The following is a 21,266-nucleotide window of genomic DNA, read 5'->3' on the forward strand; positions in this document are numbered from 1 at the left end:
CCCTATATCCAGAAAAAATTCCTTATGAGGGCAATTTTATGTCAAATGATAATTTTGCTGTTGCTTCCAGCCAGCTAACGACTCCGGGGCAGGCCAACCCGTCGCAGGCGAAAGCTGTTGAAATGCAAGCGGAAAAAGCAGCACAAGCACCAGGACTGGAGGGTAAGGAATCAGGGACAGATTGGAATGCACGTAAGGCCGAAGCCAAGGTTGAAGCCAATCAGGGTTTGTTGAACAGCATGTTTGGCAAGGCGGCACGCACTAGCACCTCCAATGCACAAAAGATCAACTACCAGGAAGTTGCAACCCAGATCGAAGACGTTCTGCGTAAAGAGCTGGGTGATGAAAACTTCAGTCTGGATAAGCTGGCTGAATCTACAGCAGCCGTTGAAGGTGAAGAAGACTACTGGTCGCCTGAACGTACTGCTGAGCGCATTGCTGTTGGTGCCACCAGCTATTTTGAAACCTTTAAAAAGCAGCACCCCAACCTATCCGAAGAAGAGCTGATGGATCGTTATATGGCGGTGATTGCACCGGCTATTGACCGTGGTTTTGAAGAGGCCAAGGATATTCTCAAGGGCTTTAAGGTTTATGACGGCGAGATAGAGGCCAATGCAGAACGCACCCAGGAATTGGTGCATGAAAAGCTGGCTCGCTTCCGTACAGAAGTACTGAATCCACCCAGCCAGGAAAAACCACTGATTGATGATGCCCAGGGACTAACGAATCAGGGTTAATCAGCAGTCTTCTGCTCTTTTGGAAACCTCATCAACCAGTTTTTGGCTAGCCTGGGTCAGCATACTGACCTGGGCTTTTCCCTGATGAAGAGCATCGGCTAAAACTTCCGGATCTTCGATATATTCATGGATCATCTGGTTACGAAGCTGGCGACTAAGTAGCCAGTTTTCGCTGGATTCGATCCAGCCAAAGCGCTCGGCTTTGTCGAGGTTATCGATTGCCGCTCCCTTGGGTTCCCCCAGAAACTCCAGTAATTGCGGCAGTAGCTTGTCACCCAGGGTGTCCTGCAAGCGTCCAAAACGCGCCACAAAAGCATCCAGTTGTTCGGCAATCAGGTTATCCTGAGTCCATTCTTTGACCCTTTCCGGGGTAACCCTATCTACACCTTCAAAAAGCCGGTTGGCAGTAAAGCTCAGCAAATCGGCTTCTTTTACTGCAATTCTTTTTAAGAAGATCAATCTTTCCTTGAGAGTTTCACGGCTCATAAGAGTTCTCCCTGCTCTTCAGCAATCCTGTGGATGGGCAGATATTTCAGGTTAGGTGCGATCAGAAGGACATCCACCTTGCGCCCCTGGAGTAGACGACTGACTCGGGTGCTCAAAAGTGCCGACTTTCTGGCTGGCTCCGGGATGGGCTTTAGTGATTTTACCAGGAGATCGAGATCTCCCCCCTTGAGTTGGTCATCCAGGCGAGAGCCGAAAACTTTGACAGACACTTCCTGGCCAAAGATCTCTGCGCAGAGGTGTTGGATGCTTGTAGCCTGCTGGGGGGTTAAGCGCATGATTTTTCCAAGTACTTAAATCTTCTACGCAGTTTAGCAAAAAATAAGGCGGCAACCAGAGGTTGCCGCCTTGCCAGTGGAGATTAAAGCCTTAGCTATTTTTGGCAGCTCTTTGGCGGCGCTCTTCCAGTACCGGGCGCAGTTTATCGGCCATTTCGGTCAGGGTCTTTTCGGTGGTTTCCCAATCGATGCAGGCATCGGTGACTGACACCCCGTATTCCAGCTGGGTTTTATCTTCAGTAATCTTTTGATTGCCCCAGCCCAGGTTGGATTCAATCATCAGGCCGACGATGGATTCGTTGCCATCCATGATCTGGTGGGTAACATTGTCTAGCACTAGCGGCTGCAGGCCAGGGTCCTTGTTGGAGTTGGCGTGGCTGCAGTCGATCATGATGTTCTGTACCAGGCCTGCCTTGTGCAGGTCGGCCTCGCACAGCTTGACGCTGACCGAATCATAGTTGGGCTTGCCGTTACCACCACGCAGAACGACATGGCCGTAGCTATTGCCCTTGGTGCGGATAATCGCGACCTGGCCTTCGTTATTAATACCCAGGAAGTTGTGGGGGTGAGCCATGGATTTCAGAGCATTCACGGCCACATCCAGGCTGCCATCGGTACCATTTTTAAAGCCGACCGGGCAGGAAAGGCCACTGGACATTTCCCGGTGGGTTTGCGATTCGGTTGTACGCGCGCCAATGGCACTCCAGGCAATGCAATCCTGCATATACTGGGGAGAGATGGGGTCCAGGGCTTCGGTAGCCAGCGGTAAGCCCATTTCGGAAAGATCCACTAGCAGCTTGCGACCAATGCTGAGGCCTTCTTCAATCTGGAAGGAATCATCCATGTGGGGATCATTGATCAAGCCTTTCCAGCCAACCGTGGTGCGAGGTTTTTCAAAGTAAACGCGCATAACCAGATAGAGGGTGTCGCCGACTTTTTCTGCCAGCTTTTTCAGGCGCTCGGCATAATCCAGTGCGGCATCGACATCATGAATCGAGCAGGGGCCGACCACTACGAACAGGCGAGGATCTTCACGATCCAGAATCTTCTGGATGACCTGGCGGCCTTCAAGAACGGTTTGTTCGGCAGCCTCGGTCAGGGGCAGCTTGTCTTTCAAACGATCCGGGGTGATCAGGATTTCCTGGGAAGCAACGTTAAGATTGTCGACCCTTTTACTATCGGTCATAGAGTTTCCTTGGTTAAGCTTAAAGGCATGAAAAATTTAAGGGACATTGTATTGCAACCCGCGAAGGAAGGAAAACCGCTACGGCCTATCCATAAGAATTACTTGGGCGTGGCGCGCTAGGCAGCCGCACAGCTGATGGAGCTGTAACCCGGCGATGTTAAAGACAGTTATCCGGTTTGGGCAAGCCTGCTAGCCGCGCTGCTTCCTTGGCCGGGCTTTCTCCAAATAATTGCATCAGATAAATGCTGCGGGCCTGATCAGCACCCAGGTGCTGGCGCAGGTATTTACTGAAAGGGCGCATGGCCGGCGACATTTCAAATTCCTGATAAAACTGGCGCAGCAGCTTAAGAATCTCCCAGTGAGCCGGTGTTAGCTGGCGTTCTTCTTGCGCGGCCAAGATTTCTGCGACTTCTTCGGACCAATCCTCAAGATGGATCAGATAGCCTTCAGGGTCGAGGGGAGGGAGGTTACCAGCTGCAGACACTCTTCACCTCCAGTGTTTTGGCCACCCAGTCACTGTCCTTGAGTAGTGTGATTTCATCACCAAGAAAGCGGCTCAGCCCTCTGGCCGCTACATCGGCTTCCAGCGCCAATAACTCGATGGACTCGGGAAGTTCTTTTAGCCAGTGGTCCTGAGTTAACAGGCTCACAGCAGCTTCCATCAATAGCAGGTTGTCACCCGGGCGCAGCAGGGGCAGGCAGAGTTGAGCCTTGTCGCTGGTATTGAGTTGATGCAGGGTCGCCATTTAAAACACCAGGTGGTTGTTGCTGGAGGCTATCAGATCAGCCAGGGCTGTATCACTGAGAGGTTCTGCCTCCAAGAGGAGTTCATCAGCCTTGAGTTTTCGGCTTTCCAGGCTGGTTTGCTGCACAAAAACAGCGTCCAGATCATACAGAGGAAGGGCCTTGAGCATGGCCTGAATGCCCTTGCTATCGACGCGATCCGGCTGCTGGTCGGGCAGCAGTTGCAAAACCCCTTCTCCCACAAAAGCCAGGGCGGTTTTGCGGTCAAAGGTAGCACTGACCAGCGCGGTATCCAGTGCTTCTTTGCTTTGAGCACCAATCAGGGGTGGTTGCGTCATGACCACCAGTAAATCGTAGTGAGCCTTTGTCATGAGGTAAACGTCAGGGTTCGGTCGGCCTGCGCCATTGCGGCAATCAGCTCGCCCAGACCAGCCAGGGTAAAGCCCTCGGCCAGATTGTTGGTATCCAGCCCGTGGCGCAGGGCTTCCTTGGGATCCACCAGACCGCGTTTGAGAGCGGCTGCGACACAAACGAGTAATTCCAGCTGGTGTTCCTGGGCCAGTTGCTGCCAGGCCTGGGTCAGATGGATTTCATCCTGGGGCGGACAAGCCAAACGGGTCGCCAGTTGCACGCCTTCCTGGTAGAAAAACACCTTGTCGATCTGATGACCGTCAGCCAGTGCAGCGCGAGCAAACCTTAAAGCGGAAAGGGGCGCCCCACTGGCGTAGGGCGCCCCGCAAATATTAAGAACAAAACGGGCCATGCGCTTAGTCGTTGCTCATACCCAGCAGTGACAGCAGGCTCAGGAAGAGGTTGTAGATAGCAACAAACAAGCCCACGGTGGCACGGATGTAGTTGGTCTCGCCGCCATTGACGATCTGGCTGGTTTCAAACAGGATCAGGGCGGAAGAGAAAATTACAAAACCGGCACTTATGGCCAGGTGCAGACCAGTCAGACCCAGGAAGAGGTTGGCAATTACGCCACCCATTAGAACCAGGCCACCGACCAGCAGGAATTTACCCAGGAAACTGAAATCCTTTTTGGTGATCAGCGCAACGGCAGACAGGCCAAAGAAAACCAGCGCAGTCATAGCCAGGGCAGAAACCACGACACCACCCATGCCCGCGCCAATATAGGCATTCAGGATGGGGCCGATGGACAAGCCCATAAAGCCGGTGAAACCGAAAACACTGAGCAGGCCCCAGGCCGAGTTGGCCAGCTTGTGGGTCAAAAACATCAGGCCATAGGCACCGATAAAGAAGACAAAGATGTTCAGACGCAGGCCAGTGCTCATGGCAAAAAAGGCCGTGAGTGCACTGAATGCCAGGGTCAGGCCCAACAGCATGTAGGTGTTACGCAAAACCTTCTGGGCTTCGGGGTTGATCGCCCGGGAATCGCTGTAGGTGGTTGTTTTAGCGTCGTAACGCATGGTGTCTTCTCCGTTGATTGATGACATTTCAGCTTATTAGATAGTGAAACAGATTAAGGGTTCCCACCTAAAATGGCAAAACCCTGTTTGTAACCCAAACCGCCGTTGCCGTGAACGCCGCCCAGCAACTCGGGTTGTTGGTGCAGTGCCTGGGTCATTTCTACCAGAGCTCTTAATGCTGGCAGGTTCCAGGGCGCACGGTTCAGATTCATACCGCCCTTGAGAGTCAAGGGGTGTTTTTCCAGCCAGGCAGGCAGGGCTTCCAGGCTGTCCACAAATTTACCGCGCAAGAGGAGGGCAAGGGGGACCACTGGATAGCAGGTATAGGCTTCCAGCAGAGCACGCCCCTGATTGAATTCTTCAGCGAACTCCAGGCCGGCTTGCAGATTGGCATAGTGGACGGCCTTTTCCAGATGCCAGTAATCGGCCAGCTCTTCCAGATGATCGGCACCATCGCCCTGGGCAAAGCCCATGCCGACACCACGGACCGGGACAGGAGGAAATTCGGTATCAAACGAACCCAGGAGGTCATCGCGGGTGAGCAAGAGAGCCCCCTTGTAATCCGTGTAGGGGTTGGCGCAATCTACCCCGCGGAAGAGCTCGGTGATTTCTGTATACCAGCGTTCATCCACCTTAACCTCGGGTGCTGAGCCTTGGTAGTTGCGAAAAAGGGTATCCCGCAATTCCTTGAAGCGGGTGAAATCGATACCCTGTTGATGGCAAAAGGAGCGGGCCAGATCGGTATAGGCTTCGGGTAGAGGATAATCCGGGCCGAAAACCTCCTGCATGAGTTCATCACGCTGCTCCCGTGAATAACCCGTTTTGATGGCATCCTGGCCTTCGATTAAAACAGCTTCAAAGGCGCCTTCACGCAGCTGCGTCTGGGCAAAAGCCAGGGCTTCCAAGGGGCCGCAGCCAGAACGAAAATGATGCCTGGCCAGAGGTGAAGACCAGCCGCTGGACAGCGGATCTATAACCAGTCTTTCCAGCTTCAGACCGGCCTGGGTGACTTCTTCGCGCAGGCGTTCGACTTCGGTTAGTTGGCCCTGGCCGTCCTGACGGCCACCGGCAGCAATGATATAAACCTGGTGCATGGACAATCCTGATTGTTGTTATTGGGCGATTTCCGGATAATCTTCGGGATGGGCTAGCATCGTTTCTGTCAGATCAACATCCAGTTCCGGCCAGTAAAAATGCCCAGGGCGTATTTCTTCCACAGCAATAATAGCGGCTACTGGCTGCTCTCGAAACCAAGGAAACTCAGAATAAGGCAGAAAGAACTCATGATCTCTGACCAACAACCAGATTCCATGGGTAGAAATATTGGTGACTTCAACATCCGAAATGCTTTTGCCAAGCGTTGATAAGCTCATCTTTGTGTGCTCCAACCAGATTTTGTATTTCCTTGAGTTGTGGTTGATTGAAACCATAATCCCGAGCAAGGGCAATCTCGGGTTCCAACCAAAACTTTGCTTCTCCATCAGACGAAATTACATGAACATGCATTCTTGACTCTTCACGAGAAAAGAAGAAAAAACGGTACCCTCTTTCCTTGAAGACTGTCGGACTCATAAGCAGTCACCTTTCTATTCCGTTGCTTCCTCCAGCCATTGAATATTGTCCAGGGCTTCTTCCCGCTGCTGGCCGCAAACACTGGTATCAAAATGAAAATCTGCACAGGCCCGGGGTCTTGCTGCCTGACCAAAGAGGTCACAGAGCAGTTCCTGGTTTAAGTGGACGCAGCGAAGACCGGCCTTTTTTCCCTGGGGGTGACCAGGTGTTGCGGTGCTGATGGAAGGGGCGATGCAGCAGGCTCCGCATCCAGCTCGGCATTGATGTTCATTTGATTGGCTCATGGGCGTTAATATAGCAGAAAACCATGTTAAGATACTCGTTTAACCCAGCTTAACACTCAGGTATTGTTTGTCATGAAATCTCCCGAGCTTCTTTCCCCGGCAGGAACCTTCCGCAACATGCAGTATGCTTTCGCTTATGGTGCGGATGCCGTCTACGCTGGCCAGCCCCGCTATAGCCTGCGGGTGCGCAACAATGACTTCAAGTTGCAGAATTTGGCCAAGGGGATCGATTATGCTCATGAGCGTGGCAAGCTGTTTTTTGTGGCCAGCAATATAGCGCCGCATAACACCAAGGTGCGCAGTTATCTGAAAGACATGGAGCCGGTAATCGAGATGAAGCCGGATGCCCTGATCATGTCCGATCCTGGCCTGATCATGATGGTTCGGGAAAAATGGCCGGACCAGGAAATCCACCTCTCGGTTCAGGCCAATGTGGTCAACTATGCCTCGGTGCGCTTTTGGGAAAAACTGGGGGTGCGCCGGATCATTCTTTCGCGCGAACTCTCGCTGGATGAAATTGCAGAAATCCGCCAGGAATGCCCGGATATTGAGCTGGAAACCTTTGTTCATGGTGCGCTTTGTATCGCCTATTCCGGCCGTTGTCTGCTTTCCGGCTACTTCAATCATCGTGACCCCAACCAGGGCACCTGCACCAATGCCTGCCGCTGGAAATACAACACGGTACAGACCACTGAAGATGCCACTGGGGATTTGATTCCCGTGACCCAGGCCGATGCCCAGGGCATCTGGACACCGGACCAGGGATCGACCCAGACTGCAGGCGGTAGTGAAGGCCAGGAAGAGCTGTCAGCCCTTATCGAAGAAGCCGGTCGTCCCGGCGAACTCATGCCCATTTTTGAAGATGAGCATGGCACCTACATCATGAACTCCAAAGACCTGAGAGCCGTCCAGCATGTGGCTCGCCTGGCGGAAATGGGCATTGATTCTCTGAAGATCGAAGGTCGTACCAAGAGCCACTATTATGTAGCGCGAACCACCCAGGTTTACCGCAAGGCCATTGATGATGCTGTAGCAGGTCGCCCTTTTGACATGAATCTGATGAATGCCCTGGAAAACCTGGCCAACCGCGGCTATACCGAAGGCTTCTATCGTCGTCATGTGCATGATGAATACCAGAACTATGAAACCGGTAACTCCATTGGCGTTCATCAGCAATTTGTTGGCCAGGTACTGGACACTGATGATCGCGGCTGGCTGGACATTGAAGTCAAAAACAAATTCCAGTTGGGTGACACCCTGGAAATCATGACCCCCTCCGGCAATCGCCGCTTCAAGCTGGATGCTCTGGAAAACTGTAAAAATGGCAAGTCCTTGGATGTCGCTCCGGGAACCGGCTACTTCGTGCGCATTCCCTTGCCCGGAGAGGGCCTGAGCGAAGAAGACATGAAATACGCCATGATCATGCGCGATCTGCCGGGTGCTTGATTTTACAAAAGTCTTTTCTTGAGCTGTGATGAGTCAGTAACTGCTAGTTAGCCTCTTGTCGGGCGGCTGCTTGTGGACCGCTGATTACAGGAGTCAGGATGCTTTTAACGGATGCCCATTGCCACCTGGATTTCCCTGATTTTGAAAAGGATCGGGAAGCCATGTTGGAGCGTGCCAGGAAGGCGGGTATCAAGCGCTTTGTGCTGCCGGGAACCACAGCTGCCACCTGGCAGCATACCCTGGATCTGGCAGCCAGCCATGACGATCTTCATCCCTGCCTGGGGCTGCATCCCTACTTTATGCAGGAACACCAGGGAGATCAGCTCAGTCATCTGGATGAGCTTTTGGAAGCCCATTCTGAGGTCGTGGCTGTGGGTGAAATCGGTATCGATTTCTGGGAAAAACCTTCCCAGGAAGAACGAGACAAGCAGTGGGCGCTTTTGGATGCCCAGTTAAAACTAGCTAAAAAACATCGCCTGCCAGCTGTTCTGCATATTCGTAAAGCCATGGATTCTGTCAGTAAGCGCTTACGACAGCTGGATCTACCTCGTGGTGGTCTCGCCCATGCCTTTTCCGGTAGCCCCCAACAGGCGCGTAAGTTGGTCGATCTAGGGTTTAAACTGGGTCTGGGTGGTGCCATCACCTATCCGCGTGCCAAAAAACTGCATGAAGTGGTTCGCCAGCTGCCTGTCTCCGCCTTTCTGCTGGAAACTGATAGCCCGGATATGCCGGTTTGCGGCTACCAGGGGCAACGTAATGAACCAGCGCGAATCACTAAAGTTTTCCAGGCCTTTTGTGATCTGCGTCAGGAGTCACCGCAAAAGCTGGCCGATCAACTGGAAGAGAACTTGCACCAGCTTTTTTACTTTCCCTAACCTAAGGTATAGGCGGCAGAGCAGCTTTGTTGCACACTGGTTGTTCACGGTTTCTTGTTTTTGCAGGTGATGAACCCTTATGACTCGACATCCGATCACTGTGGCGCTAGTGGAAGACAACCCCGCCGTTCGTCAACGTTTCCAGGCATCCATAGAAAACCAGCCCGAGCTGATCTGGATGGGAGCCGCAGGGAGTGTCGATGAGGGAAAAAAACTGCTGCTGGAAACCTGTCCACGAGTCCTGCTGGTGGATCTGGGGCTGCCGGATGGCTCCGGTTTGGAGGTGATCCAAGAGGCCGCTCGTTCCTGCCCGGCAACGGAAGTACTGGTCATTAGCATGTTCGGTGATGAGGGGCATGTCATCCAGGCCATCGAAGCCGGTGCCAGCGGCTATCTGCTGAAGGATAGCGAAGATGCCAGCCTGGTTGAGCATATCGTGCAAGTTGTGGATGGTGGCAGTCCCATGAGTCCCATGATTGCCCGCCACCTGCTAAAAAAAATGCAGCAGGATGCCGGACTTGGAAAGCCGGAACCAGAAATTGCCCTCACCAAACGTGAGTTGCAATTGCTGAAACTCCTGGCCAGAGGCTATACCTACCGGGAAGTGGCTGAAGATCTCTCTGTTTCCAGTCATACCGTGAATTCTCACATCAAAAATCTTTACCGAAAACTTTCGGTCAAAACCAAAAATGAAGCCGTTTTTGCAGCTACCCGCCACGGCCTTCTGGATATGCGCAATCTGGATTGAAAATGCGCTGGTGTAGTGGCTTGCTGCTGGTCTTGCTGTTCAGCCCCTTTATCCAGGCAGGTGCTGCTGAACTCCTGCAGCCCGACGCTTATTACGGTCAAGCCCTTTTACAGACCGATTATTATCGCGATGCCAGTCAGCAGCTAACCCTGAAGGAGGTTCAGGCCCTGGCTGCCTCAAGCTGGACCCCCCAGCAACCTGACAATCGCGGTTTTGATTCGGCCGCTCACTGGTATCGCTTTCAGGTGCATCCCCGTCAGCCTGGCTATCTGGTGGCTCCCTTTACGCTTTTGGACAGGCTAGAGGTTTATTGGCTGGATACCCGGGGGCAGGTGGTATCCCATCAGCTTTCCGGAGATCATCAACCTTTGTCCAGGCGCCCTGACTGGCGCAAGCGTTTTGCCTTTCCTTGGCCTGAGCAAACACTGTTAACAGCCTATGTGCGCATTCAGACCCTGGGGTTGGCCAATAACCGCCTCCTGCTCTGGCCAGCGGATGCCTTTCATCATTTCAGTCAGCGAGAAGCGCGGTGGTTGAGTTGGTGTTATGGCCTTTTGGGTGGTTTGGGCTTTTTTTTCGTTTTTATCTATCTGGCACTCAGAGATCGGCTTTTTTTGTATTTTGGTGGCATGGCCCTCAGTGTGCTGGTGATGTCCATGAGTATTGCTGGTGAATTTTCCGTTAGCCACTGGGTGGATTTCTGGCCAGGTCTTAATGATTATCTGCTGGTTATTTGGCCACTGGTGACAACACTTGCCACCATCCTTTTTTTACGTAGTTTTTTTCAACTGGACCACCTGGCACCGGGCATGGTGAAAGTTTTTTATGGACTCTTGGGTTGTATGCTTTTGGCTCAGCTGCAACTCTTGCATGATTATGCTTTGGCTTACCGTCTGACTTTTTTGCTGGTTTTAACCGTCACCCCTTTGACGCTGGCCATCATCTACCTCAGTTGGCGACGGGGGCAGCAGCCTGCCTACCTAATTCTTGTCGGTCTGGCTTTTTCCCTAGTGGGCGCTTCTGTGGATATCAGCCGGGCTTTTACTGACAGTCTCGAACCTTTTCTGCTGGGAGACTATGGTTTTGAACTCCGCTTTTTCAGCCGGCACGCCACCCTGACCGGAATGACTCTGGAGATGGCCTGCTTCGCACTGGCTGTGGCCGGAAAGATTTTTCAGGAAAGACGTGCGCGGGAAGTCGCTCTGGAGCAGCTTATCCTGGCAGAAAAAGAACAAAAACAATTGCAGGAAACCAGCCAGCAGCAACGTGAAGAATTGCTTCGGGAAATGCATGATGGCCTGGGTTCACAGTTGACTACAGCTGTTTATTCAGCCCGTAACCCGGTAACAAAAAAAGAGGATCTGGTAGCCGAACTGCAGGAAGCACTGGAAGATTTGCGCATGATGATGGATAGTCTGCAATCACCAGGTGGCAATCTGGCAACGCTTTTGGGGCAACTGCGCTATCGACTGGGAAGGCGTCTTCAGGCTGCAGGCCTGAATTTGCACTGGCAGGTGGGTGATCTTCCACTTGAAAAGGATCTCACTCCTCGCCAAGCGTTGCATCTGCAACGGCTTGTTCAGGAGGCCCTAGCGAACGTAATTAAACACGCGCAAGCTGATGAAGTCCGTTTTGAGGCACACCAGACCGCAGACAGGAATATTGCAATAAAAATTTGTGACAATGGTCAAGGTTTCAGCCTGCCACCCATGACAAGAGGGCGGGGTCTGGATAACATGCGCTACCGCGCTAAAGCGCTGGATGGTCGGCTAGAAATCTCTTCTTCAACATTAAAGAAGGGAGGGACCTGTTTGCTGTTATTACTGCCCAATTAAAAGGTATTTTCCAAGTTTACAGAGGTAGTTATGTTTAATCTGGGTCGCTTTTACCAGTTATGGCAGAATTTTGTGACCTGTAATCAAGGGATCACCAATCAGCATCCAGATTATCGTAAGGCCTACCTGGTCAATGTCATGCTATTGGCTGCTCTGGGAGTGTTTGGGCTATTTACCCTGCTGAACATCACCTATTTTTTTCTCTACCACGTCGCTATTCTGGATTTTATTGCCTTTGTTCTGGTGCTCTCGCTACTGCTCTGGTTTCGTCGCAGTCGTCGAGTGGGCTTGGCCAGCCTTCTCACCAGCTTGGTGATAGCGATCGCTCTGTTTGGTTATGTTGCCTTGGAAAGGCACCATGATTACAGCTTTTTCTGGCTGGCCACCTTCCCGCCCTTTGCTTATTTTCTAAATGGCCTCTATCGCGGCACCCTGATCATTGCTCTGGTCTACTTGCCTGCCTACCTGTTGTTATTTTCTGGTCTGGGGGCTTGGCCTGCTGCTGACTACACCCCGGGTGCCTTTTCCAATATTCTGGTCGCTTCCTTCGCTTTGGCTGCGCTGGTTTACTTTTATGAAAAGAGCCGTTCGGCGGCCGTTGAACAGCTGCAAAAAATTCAGGCTCGGGAAGCAACCGAACAGGAGCGTAACCGCCTGCTGAGGGATATGCATGATGGTCTGGGATCACAATTGACCACTGCTGTTTATATGGCCAGGAATAGTAAAACTTCAGTGGAAGAGATAGGTGCTTGTGTTCAGGCTGCTTTAGATGATCTGCGACTGATGATGGATAGCTTGCAAACCTTTGATGGTGATATTGCGACTCTTTTGGGGCAACTGCGTTATCGTTTGGAAAAACGTTTGCAGGCGGCGGGTTTGCAACTGCTTTGGAGAGTCGATGATCTCCCTGCTTTTGCAGAGTTAACCCCTCAAGATGCTCTGAATCTTCAGCGTTGTGTTCAGGAAGCCCTGACTAATGTGATCAAGCATGCCCAAGCGACCCGCGTTGAGGTGGCGGCAATCCAGCAAGGACAAAGGCTGGTTATCAGCATTAGTGATAATGGTCAGGGCTTTGATGCTGACCATATTTATCCGGGGCGAGGACTGGACAACCTCTTTCACCGTGCCTCAGAATTGGGCGGCCAGTTGAATCTTCTCAGCCAGGCTGGTGGCGGGGGAACCCGCGTAGAATTGATACTGAACTTCAGGACATGACGACATCCCATGAATGAACAAGCCAGCGGTTATAAACCCACTTTCACTTCCTCCGGTTCAGCTTTGAGAACCCTACGCGTCGGTAAAAGCAATCCCAATTGGCAGGCGGCAGCTGAATTCTTACTGGAAAGAGCGGCCCCGGATGTACGCCTGTTGGTGGAGGCAGCGACTGAGATTGAGCGAGAAAAGGTCGAACTGCGTACTGAAAAACGCCAGGTAGGCGGCAACAAGCGCAAAAGTAAATTGATATTCAATTTAAGTTGGCTGCAATGGGTGGCTTTACTGGCCGTTGGTGGTGGTTTTATCGGCCTTTTGGTCTGGATTTTTCAAAATGCCAGTTTGAGGGCTTGCTAAATTCTAATAAGCTAATCAACTTGCAAGACTGCCAGTAATAACAGATATTAATTACAGATAAGCCTTATATTGATACTTAAGTTTTAGATATTGGTGAAAGCCATGCGCTCCTCCTCGTTAGTGTATTGTTTTGCATTTCTGGTTGCCTTGCAGTTAACGGCTTGTTCCGATCCCGGCGCCAGCTCAAGTGGATCAACCACTACAGCCTCAGCCAGTTTAAGTGCTCGTTTGCCTCAGGATCATCAAGCCCAGGCCGCTTACCTCGACCCGGCCACCCGCTATATTGAAGTGACGGTCAGAGAGACGGATGTGCTGGGTTTTAATGTGCCCGGTTATGACGTCAATGAGCCCGCTTGGCAGTGGAGACTCTGCTATTCAGAACTTTATTACGAAGCAGGTAGTGTTGAACCTGATGCGGCAAGTGTTTTGGAGCAATGTGGCCATAAACCTGGCAGCGATGACTTTCCCTTGGCGACTTCGGCAAAGGTGATTGGCCCCGATCAACCGGTCGTCGAGTTCAATGAGCTGGAGGTGGATAAGACCTACCGCTTTAAAGCCGTGCTTTATGATGGCGACCCGGCATCGGCAACCAGCCAGCCCCTGGCTGAAGCAACGACCTTTGCCACCCTTCAGGCTGGTAATAATCCACTGGTTCTGAATATGCTGCAGGGCACCTGGGAGGTTGCCAATACCAGCTCGGTTCAGCTGCAATTGCTCAATCGTGATCCAGCCCAGGTGAATGTGTTAGTCGATGACCCTAATACGCCCGAAGTAGTTGAATCCTTGACCTATTTTAATCCCGATGATAGTGAAGCTGGTGGAGGAACCGGTTTTACCTGGCAGCAATCTGAATCTACGACAGCTACTACACCGGCCCAACTGTTAGGTTTGACCAGCACCCCCGGAAATAGCCTGGTGCTGGAACGCTTTCATGTAGGAACTTATGACTACTACCTGACGGATGGTGCCAGCGGCACTGCGCCGACCGGCGTCCGTACTCTGGAGGAATACCCGGAGTATGCTGGTCCAGTTACTTCTATGCCCCTTGATATGATGATGCCCCATAAGCTACTGCTGGAGTTGACAGAAGCTGGCAGTACCGCAGTATCTCTGGGGGAAGGCTTTACCGATGTTATTATTAGCGGAGGGATTAATGCCTATTTTGGTATGGATCTCTCGGCCAGCTTACTGCAGCAATACCGACCTGATACCGGTAATCAACACCTGCTTTCTTTGGGGCAGTGGTCGGTGGATCAGTCGGGGTATAGTGAATGGGGTGATACTGCCTATGCCGGTTTGCATTTTCTTGACCCTCTGGATGGGATCTTCAAGGCTTTAAATGAAGGCAGTTTTCAGGTCAGTGATCCTGAGATTGTCCTGGATCGTTATTCAATCGTTTCTGATTCAGCGGGCTATCAGGTCAAACCCGGTTTGAATATTGCTCAATACAGCTTTAATGACCGTACCAGTACCTTTACCCTCTCTTCGGGTTATGCCGATGATTTTACCGGACTGCTGGAAGCCCAGGCCCTGCAATTCAAGGATGCCGGTACTTTGGAGGGGACGCTTCTGGAATACATGGGCTATGATCGCTATGAGATGGCGTCATCAGTCTTGCCTTTCCCTGATCAGTTGCAAGAAAACAGCGAGGGTGAGCTGGAGGTGATCTCCACGACGACCCTGGCGGCGGGTGTTGCTGCTGCCGCTTCCAGTGCAGAGTCAACGCTTACGCGGGAAGAGCGTAAAGCCCGTTTCTTATCCTGGGTGAACCATATGGCCCGCCTGCATTGGATCTCGGATCAATTGGGTGTCAGTGCGGCTTCGGTTCCGGCCTGCTTTGTGGAAAGCTTTAGTGAAGATTATCTGGGTTATTCCTGGTATGAATTGGGCAGCGATGGCATCTGGCGACTGGGTGCGATTACCTATGGTGAATGGTATAAGGATGCTAATGGCGAGATTATCAGAAATACCGAGGGTGAAGTGATTTATTTCAACTCTACAACAGGAACCTATAGCGAATCGGGTTGGACGCCACCTGCTGATTCCTCTCCCGTCTATGGCATAGTGGAAATTGATACTTCGACTCAGCCAACTCTCCCTTATCAGGAAACCGGAGCCGGTGAATCTGAGATTTGCCTGCAACCGGTTCGCCTGGAAGCTACAGGGTTAAATGCGCCTGCCGGTTTCTAATTGCTGAGTTAGTTATTTTTAACAAAAAAGGGGCTGAAAATTCAGCCCCTTTTTTGTTCCCCTAGTAACCTACTGGATGCTTCATCTACTAGTAATGACAGACTTAACTGGCATTACAAGGCAGTACAGGTGAAGTCGGCTGCTGTCACCGGGTTGGTACTATCACTATCAAGGTCTGAAAAGTTCACATTGTTTAGTGTGCACTCCTCACCCGGCTTGTCATCAAATTCACCAATCAGATTATAGGTGTAGTCGCCATTGGCGGTAGCCGTCATCCAGGTGCCGTTCAGCCCTTCAATTCTTGCACTGCCGCCGTCAGGTTGCCCACCTAAGTAGCTGAGAGCGGAATCCGTGGAAACGCGAACCGCGCCTGGCATAAAATCCAGGCTTAAGTAGTATTCGGGATAAATGGGTTCGCCAGTACCTGAATTCAGATCAAGATTAAAATGCTGGTAGCCAACGCCCAGAGGTTCTACAGCAGGATCCGCTGAGATCATTTCAAACTGGAAATAATTGCCTGCCAAATCCGTTGTCAAGGGGGGGGTAGAGAAATACTCCTGACGAATATCATAGTCAGCCTGGTAGTGAAAGCCGGTGTAATCTATTCCGGAAAAATTTCGGGTGACCCCGCCATAAAAGCTTGTTTTCAAATCTTGGGTTTGAACATGGATATCTGCAGTGATACTGGTCAAGCTGCTGGGGTTTTCAATGCGACCACGAAGCTGGACCTGCCCGGAATAGGTGTCACAGAGCAGACTTTCATTAATATCGGGGCAGCTAATGTCGTAAAGATTGAGAAGAGCTGTGGGTACTTGGCAGTTTTCGTAGGTAATATCAGCAACCCAGGGAGGAGCACCGGTTGCTGTGCCTACAGGGAGATTAATACTGGAGTTACCCGATGCACACCATTCTCCTGTCGCGCCATTGGCATAGTGAGATAGCGTTTCAATAAATATTTGTGAGAGAAGTTCCTTGTTTTGCTTGGGGTTGCCATTAACATCCAGGGCTTCAAAAGCCAGTTGTCCGGCTTTATCCAGGGTTAGTGCAGCCAGCTGTTCAGTAGCCGTTTGATACAGATCCGGATTACCCTGGGGGCCAGCAGTCATGGTAAAGGGATGCAGGCAGACGCGAACCAGTTGTGCTTGCCAGATGCCTGTTTGAGTAAACCCACTGAGGTATTGGAAAGTCGAGGTGTCATAGTTGGCACTGGCCCACTGATGGCGGTTTTCGAAAGTAAAACAGCCCGAACCACTGGCAAGTGTTGTCACTGCTTGAGTATCCGCTGCACGCAACTCACATTTGATAGGCGAGATGCCTCCAAAGGCTCCCTGTTCACACAGGGGGTGGCCGTCAGGGTAGGTGTGAGCGCCGACATTCAGGCTAGGCAGGCTTGTAGGCAGGTCAGCATTTGTTGACATCAGTTCCGGATCTAAACTGGTCAAGCTTTGATCATAGGTCACGTATTCAACCAGAGTGCCCCGGATTTCATTGGCCGAGACCATTTGGGTCAGGGGGAAGTGGCCACTGGGAAAATCAGCATCCACCCAGAAATTTTGGGCTTCGGCAGTGAGCGTGACACCACCGGAACCATCGTGACTTTGAACAGTAAAATAGTTGCTGCCCTGATTACTACTTCCTGGGGTAAATCCTGGATTGAAAACCTGATAGTCGGGATGATCGGCCGTTAAAAAGAAAATTCCTGCATTCTTATAGGTATAGGGAGGCGAAAGACTGCCGTTGGGTAAATAGGGCTGAGTCGCTATATGACCCAGATCCAGCCAGTTGGAGTTACTGCCATCAAACTCCTGAGCGAAAATGGCGGGTGCTTCTATGCCGCCTGACTGATAAATACCGGTGGTTATTTGTGGGTGCTTTTTCCAACCTGTTCCCAGGAAATTTCCATCAAGCGTTTCCAAAGTAAGACTTTGATAAGGAATGAAAGCTTGGCCCCAATGAAAGAGATTGCCGCCAAGGGTTCGGCTACCGTAGTAGAGACTTTTATCTTCAGAGCTGACGCCATTAAGCAGGGGCTGGGCCGTATAGCCTCTTAACTGTTCATTGCCGTTCAGGTGAATCGCTTTTAACTGAACTTCACTTGTGTCCAGGCTGAGTCCTAACCCTTCTGCGATGGTTTCACTAATCGGTGAGTAGAGATCCTGGCTCCAGTCCTCACTACCAAGTGTCGAATAATCGGCACTGGTCAGGCGATCGGTACCACTGATTCCTATAGGCAGGCTGGCTGGAAACTGGTTAGCAAAGGTGGCATCCAGCAACTGCAAGTCCAAGGGGCTGGTGAACTGCCAGCTCCCATAAAGGAGGTTAATCACTACCGCATTATTGCCGGATTCCAGGGTGACAAAGCTGGCAGCCTTGGCAAAGGCTGATTGAGGATTGTTCGGATCCTGGAGTTGTTCGACTTGGAGCAGGTAGTTGCCTGCAGGTACTTGTAAATTAATGCTGGGGTTGCTGTAGCTGAGGGTATGTTCTTCAATGAGCTGTCCCGGCTGGTAGTTGCAACTGGCTTGGTTATAAAGGTTGTCAGCCAGGCAGTTGAAATAGACTTCCCATTCCCCGGTATTAAACGTCAGAAAAGCATCCCAGAAGCTTCCCCATTCTGCGTCATACACCTTCAGCGTGAGCCCGTAGGTTTTGCTGGTGTCCAGGTAGGAAGCTACCACCTGAGATTCTGGCAGTTCCACAGCAAGATTAAGCTGCGCGGCACCGACATGACTGCTAGACCCGGATTCATCATTTGTTCCTTGGGAGCAGGCTGTTATGAATACTAGAAGGCTGGTTAACCCAATTAAACGGATGCAGGCTTTCATGGCGTTACCTCGAGATAAAAAACAGAGAAGCAGGGCCTGGCTAGAGGGTTGCCAGAAGCGGGGTAAAAGGTTGTAGCCCTTTGTCCAATCTCTTGGTAGCGTGATGCTAAATTGAAGGGGCTGGTAGCAGTCAAAAGAGTGGGTTGTCGTGCCATCCTTGGGGGCTCCTGAGGGAATCAATGCTTCCTGATTTTTAGGTTCTGGTTTCTATAAGATGGATAAAAAGCAATTAGGCTTTAAAACGACTAAAACCATGAAGTGCTAGTTTACTCAATCTAGCCCTTCATGGTTATTTGTTTTTTATGCAGATTGGTTGGCTTGAGCCTGTTCTATGTGAACAGGCTCACAAGTTGCAACTACAAAGCGGTGCAGGTGAAGTCGGCGGCTGTTATCGGATTGGGTTCGGTGTTGAGTAGGGACCAGTCTACATTGTTGTAGGTACATTGCTCTCCCGGTTTGTCATCAAATTCACCGGTAAGATTATAAGTACCGTCACCATTGGCGCTAGCTGTCATCCAGGTGCCATTAACCCCTTCAACTTTTACGGTGCCGCCATAAACCTGGCTGCCGCCGGAATAGGAAAGGATGGAATCAGTCGATACTCGAACGGCGGCCCCCTCGATGAAATGTGGGCTAAGATAATATTCGGGTAAGAGGGGATTACCAGTACCTGTATCCAGATTGAAATTAAAATGCTGGTAACCGACTCCCAAGGGGTCAACTGAGGGATCCGTTGGGATCATTTCAAATTGAAAATAGTTGCCTGCAAGATCAAGAGCATAGCGAGCACTGGCATTCATATTGAAATCATAATCGGCCTGGTAGTGAAAGCCGGTGAAATCAATACCGGAAAAGCTACGCTGGCTGGGGAAGGTTCCTTTAAGATCCTGGGTTTGAATATGGACAGGGCTGGAGGTGTTGCCACTTAGCGCATTGGGAGCAACTGAATCACCACTAACTCTCACCTTGCCAGTGTAGCTGTCGCAGAAAGGGCTTTCATCGGGATCGGGGCAGGACACGCCATAGTAATCCCAGAGGGTTGAGTTGGGGGTGCAGTTGTCATAATCAATTTCAGCAACCCAATTACTGGTGCTTGTTGGGCCTCCCACCAGATAGGTAATGCTTGAGCTGCCAGAAGAACACCATTCGCTGGTGATGCCAGCGTCATAGTGGTTGAGGGTTTCGGTAAAGACTAATGAAAGCTCTTGCTTGTCCAGCTTGGGGCTAGCATTAATGTCCAGGGCTTCAAAGGCCAGTTGCCCTGCCTTATCCAGAGTCAATGCAGCCAGTTGTTCTGAGCGCGGTTGATATTGGTCCGGATTACTCTGGGGACCAGCGGTCATGGTGAAGGGATGCAGGCAAACGCGAACCAATTGTGTTTGCCAGTAGCTTTGTTTGGTAAAGCCGCCCAAGGGTTCCAGGGTTGTTGTGTCGTAGTTAGCCCCAACCCATTCATGGCGGTTTTCAAAGGTGAAACAACCGGTACTGGTAGCTTGATTGGTCAAGATATTAGTATCTGCAGCCCGCAGCTCACAACGAATACTCTCTTCAATACTGCCGAAGGTATATTTTTCACATTGAGGGTGGCTGTCGGGATAGGTGCTCGCCTGTAGTTCCAGGCTGGGTAAAGTGGGAAGATCACTAAGACTGGATGTTAAAACGGGATCGAAGGCCACTTCATACATTTGTTCATAGGCAACGTATTCAACCAGGGTCCCCCGAATTTCATCTGCCGATGTCATGCGTGTTAGCGGAAAGTGCCCCTCGGGAAAACCTGAGTCTACCCAAAAATTCTGCATTTCAGCACTGAGAACCACGTTACCCGAACCATCATGACTTTGGACTGTAAAGTAGTTGCTACCCTGCTGGCTGCTTCCGGCAGTAAACGCGGGATTAAAAGCCTGGGCCTCAGAGTGATTGGCGGTTAGAAAAAAAAGCCCGGCATTCAGATCTTTCATGGAACCAGAATAGTTAGGTTTGCTGACGATCTGACCCAAATCCAAGCGATTAAAATTGTTGCCAGTAAATTGCTGGGCCAGGGTTGCCGGATAGCTGACCCCACCTGATTGATAGCCTGATACAGGGCTAGGGCTTTTTTTCCAGCCCATTCCCAGGAATTCACCGGCATTGGTCTCCAGAGTGATTCCCTGATAGGGTATAAAAACTTGACCCCACTGATCGAAATTAGCACTCGTGCTGCGGTTGCCGTAGTAAAGGTCTGTACTAGCGTTTAATGCTTGCTGACCATAGCCTTTTAATTGCTCCAGACCGGTCAGATGGATTGCCTTAAGCTGGGTGCTGGCTGTTGCTGGCGCGAGCCCTAGCCCTTCGACAACGGTTTCACTCCCGGGGGAGAAGAGATCCTGACTCCAGTCTTCATTGCCTAGGTTGGTATAATCTGTGCTGGTGAGTCGATCCGTACCACTGGCATCTAACACTAGACTGGATGGGAATTGATTGGCAAAGGTGGCATCAAGCAGCTGTAATTCCAAAGGTGTCGTGAATTGCCAGCTGCCATAAGCCAGGTTGATCACTACATCGTTATTACCACTTTCTAGTGTGGCAAAACTCGCAGCTCTGGCAAAAACGGACGCCGGGTTATTGGGGTCTTCTAACTGCTCAATTTGGAAGAGATATTGACCAGTGGGTAAATCGATTTGAGTACTGGGATTGTCGTAGCTAAGAGTGATTTCTTTAACCAGCTGTCCTGGCCGATAATTACAAGAAGAATAGTCATAGCTATTATTAGTGAGGCAATCCTCATAAGCCTGGTTTTCCCCGTTGTTCCAGGCAGTGACGGCTTCCCAGGTACTACCCCACTGGGATTCATAGACCTTGAGAGTCAAACCATAGGTTTTGCTGGTATCCAGGTAGGATGCCGTAACCTGAGGTTCAGGTAGATTTACGGCCAAGTTGAGCTGGGCAGCCCCGACACTGTTTTGATTGCCGGACTGCTGGTTTTCAGATGGGCTACAGCCTGTTAGCCAGAGAATAATAAGGCCAAAAATAAGAAGGGGATAGGTTTCGCGCATAGTCATAGTGC

22 protein-coding genes are annotated in these 21,266 nt (G+C 51.1%); 8 read left to right on the forward strand and 14 right to left on the reverse strand.

The genetic code is table 11. The annotated features are described in order from the left end of the window. Positions 1 to 38 precede the first annotated feature (38 nt). Entirely contained in the window at positions 39 to 737 is a 699-nt protein-coding gene (locus tag DFK18_RS08215; RefSeq protein ID WP_162299732.1) for a DUF5610 domain-containing protein, read from the forward strand. Here DFK18_RS08215 and DFK18_RS08220 read toward each other — a convergent pair whose 3' ends face one another. From DFK18_RS08220 to DFK18_RS08275, 12 genes are all read right to left on the reverse strand, one after another. Beyond that, positions 738 to 1,223 carry a hypothetical protein gene (locus DFK18_RS08220; RefSeq protein WP_114417781.1) on the reverse strand — a complete coding sequence of 162 codons (486 nt, stop codon included), beginning with the start codon at positions 1,221 to 1,223 and terminating at the stop codon, positions 738 to 740. Then, positions 1,220 to 1,519 carry a nucleotidyltransferase domain-containing protein gene (locus tag DFK18_RS08225; protein ID WP_218563921.1) on the reverse strand — a complete coding sequence of 100 codons (300 nt, stop codon included), beginning with the start codon at positions 1,517 to 1,519 and terminating at the stop codon, positions 1,220 to 1,222. The genes DFK18_RS08220 and DFK18_RS08225 overlap by 4 nt, the downstream gene beginning before the upstream one ends. Positions 1,520 to 1,610: 91 nt before the next feature. Then, complete coding sequence (locus DFK18_RS08230; protein WP_114417782.1) at positions 1,611 to 2,705, reverse strand: 3-deoxy-7-phosphoheptulonate synthase; 1,095 nt, start codon at positions 2,703 to 2,705, stop codon at positions 1,611 to 1,613. 157 nt (positions 2,706 to 2,862) lie between these two features. After that, positions 2,863 to 3,189, reverse strand: a complete 327-nt coding sequence (locus DFK18_RS08235) for a TusE/DsrC/DsvC family sulfur relay protein (RefSeq protein WP_114417783.1) — start codon at positions 3,187 to 3,189, stop codon at positions 2,863 to 2,865. After that, complete coding sequence (tusB, locus tag DFK18_RS08240) at positions 3,173 to 3,451, reverse strand: sulfurtransferase complex subunit TusB (RefSeq protein WP_114417784.1); 279 nt, start codon at positions 3,449 to 3,451, stop codon at positions 3,173 to 3,175. The genes DFK18_RS08235 and tusB overlap by 17 nt, the downstream gene beginning before the upstream one ends. After that, positions 3,452 to 3,820, reverse strand: coding sequence for a sulfurtransferase complex subunit TusC (gene tusC, locus DFK18_RS08245; RefSeq protein ID WP_114417785.1), 369 nt, complete (start codon positions 3,818 to 3,820; stop codon positions 3,452 to 3,454). Beyond that, positions 3,817 to 4,212, reverse strand: coding sequence for a sulfurtransferase complex subunit TusD (gene tusD, locus DFK18_RS08250; RefSeq protein ID WP_114417786.1), 396 nt, complete (start codon positions 4,210 to 4,212; stop codon positions 3,817 to 3,819). Before tusD ends, tusC begins: the two co-directional genes overlap by 4 nt. A 4-nt stretch (positions 4,213 to 4,216) precedes the next feature. Continuing rightward, the gene (locus DFK18_RS08255; protein WP_114417787.1) at positions 4,217 to 4,879 is read right to left on the reverse strand and encodes a Bax inhibitor-1/YccA family protein; all 663 of its coding nucleotides are present in this window, start codon (positions 4,877 to 4,879) and stop codon (positions 4,217 to 4,219) included. A 53-nt stretch (positions 4,880 to 4,932) separates the two neighbouring features. After that, the gene (locus DFK18_RS08260) at positions 4,933 to 5,973 is read right to left on the reverse strand and encodes a hypothetical protein (RefSeq protein WP_114417788.1); all 1,041 of its coding nucleotides are present in this window, start codon (positions 5,971 to 5,973) and stop codon (positions 4,933 to 4,935) included. Between the two features lie 18 nt (positions 5,974 to 5,991). Further along, entirely contained in the window at positions 5,992 to 6,252 is a 261-nt protein-coding gene (locus DFK18_RS08265) for a DUF2442 domain-containing protein (protein WP_114417789.1), read from the reverse strand. Further along, positions 6,212 to 6,451 (reverse strand): DUF4160 domain-containing protein, encoded by a 240-nt coding sequence (locus tag DFK18_RS08270; protein ID WP_114417790.1) that lies wholly within the window; start codon positions 6,449 to 6,451, stop codon positions 6,212 to 6,214. Before DFK18_RS08270 ends, DFK18_RS08265 begins: the two co-directional genes overlap by 41 nt. Positions 6,452 to 6,465: 14 nt before the next feature. Further along, a complete protein-coding gene (locus DFK18_RS08275; protein ID WP_114417791.1) occupies positions 6,466 to 6,735 on the reverse strand; it encodes a YkgJ family cysteine cluster protein in 270 nt (89 codons plus the stop codon). A 72-nt stretch (positions 6,736 to 6,807) separates the two neighbouring features. Here DFK18_RS08275 and trhP point away from each other — a divergent pair, with 72 nt between their 5' ends. From trhP to DFK18_RS08310, 7 genes are all read left to right on the forward strand, one after another. After that, the gene (trhP, locus tag DFK18_RS08280) at positions 6,808 to 8,181 is read left to right on the forward strand and encodes a prephenate-dependent tRNA uridine(34) hydroxylase TrhP (protein ID WP_114417792.1); all 1,374 of its coding nucleotides are present in this window, start codon (positions 6,808 to 6,810) and stop codon (positions 8,179 to 8,181) included. A 98-nt stretch (positions 8,182 to 8,279) separates the two neighbouring features. Then, complete coding sequence (locus tag DFK18_RS08285; protein ID WP_114417793.1) at positions 8,280 to 9,056, forward strand: TatD family hydrolase; 777 nt, start codon at positions 8,280 to 8,282, stop codon at positions 9,054 to 9,056. A 79-nt stretch (positions 9,057 to 9,135) separates the two neighbouring features. Continuing rightward, on the forward strand, positions 9,136 to 9,804 hold the full coding sequence (locus DFK18_RS08290) for a response regulator (protein ID WP_114417794.1): 669 nt from the start codon (positions 9,136 to 9,138) through the stop codon (positions 9,802 to 9,804). A 2-nt stretch (positions 9,805 to 9,806) separates the two neighbouring features. Next, positions 9,807 to 11,639, forward strand: coding sequence for a sensor histidine kinase (locus DFK18_RS08295; protein WP_114417795.1), 1,833 nt, complete (start codon positions 9,807 to 9,809; stop codon positions 11,637 to 11,639). A gap of 30 nt (positions 11,640 to 11,669) precedes the next feature. After that, positions 11,670 to 12,854: a sensor histidine kinase gene (locus DFK18_RS08300; RefSeq protein ID WP_114417796.1), complete on the forward strand. Its 1,185-nt coding sequence runs from the start codon at positions 11,670 to 11,672 to the stop codon at positions 12,852 to 12,854. Positions 12,855 to 12,863: 9 nt separating this feature from the next. Next, positions 12,864 to 13,208: a hypothetical protein gene (locus tag DFK18_RS08305; protein WP_114417797.1), complete on the forward strand. Its 345-nt coding sequence runs from the start codon at positions 12,864 to 12,866 to the stop codon at positions 13,206 to 13,208. Positions 13,209 to 13,310: 102 nt separating this feature from the next. Beyond that, a complete protein-coding gene (locus tag DFK18_RS08310; protein WP_162299733.1) occupies positions 13,311 to 15,398 on the forward strand; it encodes a hypothetical protein in 2,088 nt (695 codons plus the stop codon). Positions 15,399 to 15,511: 113 nt separating this feature from the next. Here the strand turns inward: DFK18_RS08310 and DFK18_RS08315 are convergent, their stop codons facing one another. Then, positions 15,512 to 18,076: a hypothetical protein gene (locus tag DFK18_RS08315; protein WP_162299734.1), complete on the reverse strand. Its 2,565-nt coding sequence runs from the start codon at positions 18,074 to 18,076 to the stop codon at positions 15,512 to 15,514. Positions 18,077 to 18,579: 503 nt separating this feature from the next. Continuing rightward, complete coding sequence (locus DFK18_RS08320) at positions 18,580 to 21,261, reverse strand: hypothetical protein (protein ID WP_162299735.1); 2,682 nt, start codon at positions 21,259 to 21,261, stop codon at positions 18,580 to 18,582. Positions 21,262 to 21,266: the final 5 nt, after the last annotated feature.

It is taken from the genome of Marinospirillum perlucidum (assembly GCF_003336805.1).
Taxonomy (GTDB): domain Bacteria; phylum Pseudomonadota; class Gammaproteobacteria; order Pseudomonadales; family Halomonadaceae; genus Marinospirillum; species Marinospirillum perlucidum.

Bases quoted from the DNA above. Each gene is read 5' to 3' on its own strand.
- DFK18_RS08290 (WP_114417794.1), top strand. From the start codon at position 9,136: ATGACTCGACATCCGATCACTGTGGCGCTAGTGGAAGACAACCCCGCC.
- trhP (WP_114417792.1), top strand. From the start codon at position 6,808: ATGAAATCTCCCGAGCTTCTTTCCCCGGCAGGAACCTTCCGCAACATG.
- DFK18_RS08295 (WP_114417795.1), top strand. From the start codon at position 9,807: ATGCGCTGGTGTAGTGGCTTGCTGCTGGTCTTGCTGTTCAGCCCCTTT.
- DFK18_RS08265 (WP_114417789.1), bottom strand. From the start codon at position 6,252: ATGAGCTTATCAACGCTTGGCAAAAGCATTTCGGATGTTGAAGTCACC.
- DFK18_RS08255 (WP_114417787.1), bottom strand. From the start codon at position 4,879: ATGCGTTACGACGCTAAAACAACCACCTACAGCGATTCCCGGGCGATC.
- tusD (WP_114417786.1), bottom strand. From the start codon at position 4,212: ATGGCCCGTTTTGTTCTTAATATTTGCGGGGCGCCCTACGCCAGTGGG.
- DFK18_RS08230 (WP_114417782.1), bottom strand. From the start codon at position 2,705: ATGACCGATAGTAAAAGGGTCGACAATCTTAACGTTGCTTCCCAGGAA.
- DFK18_RS08310 (WP_162299733.1), top strand. From the start codon at position 13,311: ATGCGCTCCTCCTCGTTAGTGTATTGTTTTGCATTTCTGGTTGCCTTG.
- DFK18_RS08215 (WP_162299732.1), top strand. From the start codon at position 39: ATGTCAAATGATAATTTTGCTGTTGCTTCCAGCCAGCTAACGACTCCG.
- DFK18_RS08285 (WP_114417793.1), top strand. From the start codon at position 8,280: ATGCTTTTAACGGATGCCCATTGCCACCTGGATTTCCCTGATTTTGAA.
- DFK18_RS08220 (WP_114417781.1), bottom strand. From the start codon at position 1,223: ATGAGCCGTGAAACTCTCAAGGAAAGATTGATCTTCTTAAAAAGAATT.
- DFK18_RS08225 (WP_218563921.1), bottom strand. From the start codon at position 1,519: ATGCGCTTAACCCCCCAGCAGGCTACAAGCATCCAACACCTCTGCGCA.
- tusB (WP_114417784.1), bottom strand. From the start codon at position 3,451: ATGGCGACCCTGCATCAACTCAATACCAGCGACAAGGCTCAACTCTGC.
- tusC (WP_114417785.1), bottom strand. From the start codon at position 3,820: ATGACAAAGGCTCACTACGATTTACTGGTGGTCATGACGCAACCACCC.
- DFK18_RS08275 (WP_114417791.1), bottom strand. From the start codon at position 6,735: ATGAGCCAATCAAATGAACATCAATGCCGAGCTGGATGCGGAGCCTGC.
- DFK18_RS08300 (WP_114417796.1), top strand. From the start codon at position 11,670: ATGTTTAATCTGGGTCGCTTTTACCAGTTATGGCAGAATTTTGTGACC.
- DFK18_RS08320 (WP_162299735.1), bottom strand. From the start codon at position 21,261: ATGACTATGCGCGAAACCTATCCCCTTCTTATTTTTGGCCTTATTATT.
- DFK18_RS08270 (WP_114417790.1), bottom strand. From the start codon at position 6,451: ATGAGTCCGACAGTCTTCAAGGAAAGAGGGTACCGTTTTTTCTTCTTT.
- DFK18_RS08260 (WP_114417788.1), bottom strand. From the start codon at position 5,973: ATGCACCAGGTTTATATCATTGCTGCCGGTGGCCGTCAGGACGGCCAG.
- DFK18_RS08305 (WP_114417797.1), top strand. From the start codon at position 12,864: ATGAATGAACAAGCCAGCGGTTATAAACCCACTTTCACTTCCTCCGGT.